General features: G+C 60.0%; 3 protein-coding genes, 1 tRNA gene and 2 pseudogenes. 1 reads left to right on the top strand and 5 read right to left on the bottom strand.

Annotated features, from left to right (window positions below; all coding sequences use genetic code 11):
- Positions 1-409 (top strand): annotated as a pseudogene (locus WAN71_RS27860) (hypothetical protein); the annotation flags it as partial.
- A 340-nt stretch (positions 410-749) separates the two neighbouring features.
- Here WAN71_RS27860 and WAN71_RS27855 read toward each other — a convergent pair.
- From WAN71_RS27855 to WAN71_RS27835, 5 genes and pseudogenes are all read right to left on the bottom strand, one after another.
- Positions 750-822: transfer RNA gene (locus tag WAN71_RS27855), tRNA-Arg, on the bottom strand.
- A gap of 29 nt (positions 823-851) precedes the next feature.
- Positions 852-1,283, bottom strand: coding sequence for a PaaI family thioesterase (locus WAN71_RS27850; protein WP_422228415.1), 432 nt, complete (start codon positions 1,281-1,283; stop codon positions 852-854).
- A gap of 41 nt (positions 1,284-1,324) precedes the next feature.
- On the bottom strand, positions 1,325-1,699 hold the full coding sequence (locus WAN71_RS27845; protein WP_422228414.1) for a DoxX family protein: 375 nt from the start codon (positions 1,697-1,699) through the stop codon (positions 1,325-1,327).
- Between the two features lie 12 nt (positions 1,700-1,711).
- Complete coding sequence (locus WAN71_RS27840) at positions 1,712-2,161, bottom strand: nitroreductase/quinone reductase family protein (protein WP_422228413.1); 450 nt, start codon at positions 2,159-2,161, stop codon at positions 1,712-1,714.
- Between the two features lie 41 nt (positions 2,162-2,202).
- Positions 2,203-2,586: pseudogene (locus tag WAN71_RS27835) on the bottom strand (nucleoside-diphosphate sugar epimerase); the annotation flags it as partial.

Below are 2,586 nucleotides of genomic sequence, written 5' to 3'. Positions count from 1 at the left end.
CGGTACGGGTCTCTTATCGGTGGGTGCTACCGCAGCGACCTTGATCATCGGGGCTGAGCTATGGGAGCGCACCCTCGCGCCAGGAGTGCGCAAGCAGGTGCTGTTGTTCAACATTGCGACCGTGGTGACGGTCGTCATTGGCGTGACCGTGCTGTATGCAGCTCTGTATCTGCTGGCGCTGGTTGCGGCGTTCTGGTTTGTAGTGCCGCAAGTTTTCCGCAGCGCCGTCGGCCACCCTGTCTCCCTGGGAGATTACTTCGAACTAGCTTGGTTGACTTGCTCGTTGGCGATGATTGGGGGTGCCCTGGGTGCGGCTCTGGAGACTGAGGACGCAGTCCGCGAAGCGGCCTATATTCAACGCTCCGAAGCGCAGACCGAGAGGGAAAACGCCATGATTCGGCCCCGGTAAATCCTCAATGATTCGGTCGACCCAGAATGCTGATCCGGCCACATAACAGCGATTCCACAACGACCGATCACCGGCGGATTACGTTGATGTTCTTCAGTTGAGCGCGTCGAGCCACGAATCAGCGGCGACGACGCTGAACCAGGACGCGGGTCTGTTTCCGACAGATCTGGACGATATCGCTTCCAGACTTGACGCCCGATTGACTATCGCCAGCCACGGTGCGTCATCTGATGCCAACCATTACCGACCAAGGCACCGACCAGAACAAGCCAACACCAGTCGGCGGGCACCTGAAAACCACCGCTGACCTGCATCGACAGTGAGTGCCCCCGACAGTGAGTGCCCCCGACAGGATTCGAACCTGTGACACCGGCTTTAGGAGAGCCGTGCTCTATCCCCTGAGCTACGAGGGCGAAAAGGCCGGAATATGGCTGGTGCGAGTTTACGCCGGGCGAAGCACTGTTTGCGTTTGGGTCACTTTGCCGACCAAGCGATCATCATCCTGGGACAGTTCAGTTTCGACCACGATTACCGTGCGGCCTCGATGGAGCACGCGGCTGGTCGCGGTGACGACGCCCTCTCGAACTCCCCTCAGGAAATTGGTTTTTGATTCGATTGTGCTCGTTCCGACCGCGCCTTCAGGCAGGTTTAAGAAAGCACATACGCCGCCTGCACTATCGGCAAGTCCCATAAGTGCACCCCCATGCATCAGGCCGCCTGTGGTGCAGCGTTCAGGTGACCAGGCCAACTGTGCGCGAACCCGTTGCGGTGACTGCTCGAGGACCTCAATCCCCAGTAGTCGGCTGAACGGCATCGTCGAGAAGAGATCCTCGTTTGCCGTTGGCTCGCTCACCGCGGTGTCGTCGAAACCCATGGGAGACAAAATATGTAGCGCCGTGTCGTAAAAGCAATACCTTAGGGGTAGTTGATCGCCGGATGCGCGACGAGGGTTAGCGCGAACGTTGCGCTGTTGAGGGCTAGCAGGAACCCGGCGAATGCGAACTGGCTGGAGAGGTCGTTGGCGAGCACGTGCGTGTATACCGCGCAGACGAAGAAGACGGTCAACCCGGCTGCCGCGGCTAGACCGATTACTGGAGTCCACAGGCCGACAACAAGTCCCAAGGTGCCGAGGATCTTGAGCGTGCCGATGGGAAATGTCAGCCACGACAACGGCACTCCAGCCCGCTGCATGGGCGGAATGATCGGCGCGAAATGGACGAGGGCGCTCACGCCGGAAAATCCGTCGATAGCAATGGCAATCATCGTCACGACGAGGTATGCGGTGTGCATGGTTGCTGGTGGTTAGTTCGCTGAGATTGGATCGAATCGGAAGACAGCGATTCGACCGGCCAACGCCTCGACTTCCTCCGGGGTGCCCTGGTGCACGAGGCCGGAGCGTTTCAGGAAGCCGATACCGACCGGTACCTCGATCGGATATACGCGCAACACCGGGCGGGCTTGCTCGGCGGTCAGCTCGGTAATCCTGATGCGCCGTGCCTTGCGGCCCTTGCTGAGGGTTCCGACGCCGGCAGCCCGCGCGTTGCTTGCCCAATCAGCATCCGGGAACCCCGCCACGGCATAAAGCTGCCCGTCGAGGCTGAATGGTGTCATCGGCGTGCTGCGTGGTCGACCTGTTTTGCGGCCCGGCACCGTCAAAACCATCGGCGGTCCTGTTGGTACGCCTAGTTTTTGCACCGCGATCATGAACTTGTTCATCGGCTTTAGCCAGCGAGGTGGCTTCGGGTTGGACATCACATCTCCTTCGTATTCCGGTGCAGTGACTGTGGGATGAGCTAGTCGGTGAATATGCTCTTGTGCTCGACGACCCATTGCTCGAACGATTGCGCGGGCCGGCCCAGGATCTGTTGCACGCCATCGGCAACTACGGCAGGTTCATCGATCGTTGTGGCCAGCATTGCGATGTAGGCATCGCCGAACTCGGGTGGAAAACCCAGCCCGACAAACCGTTGACGAACAAGCTCGTCTGGGACCTCCTGGTATTGCAGCGGCCGCCCCAGAACGGCGCCAATGATCTCGACCAGTTCGATGTTGGTCAGGGATTGCGGCCCCGTCAGCGGAATCTTTTGGCCGACAAGATCATCGGCGAGCAACGCGCGGACGGCCACGTCGGCGATATCACTTTCGACGATCGGGGCGCTCGATGCCGTGGCGTACGG

Source organism: Mycobacterium sp., assembly GCF_049280035.1.
Taxonomy (GTDB): domain Bacteria; phylum Actinomycetota; class Actinomycetes; order Mycobacteriales; family Mycobacteriaceae; genus Mycobacterium.
This window is presented reverse-complemented; position numbering and strand designations above follow the sequence as displayed.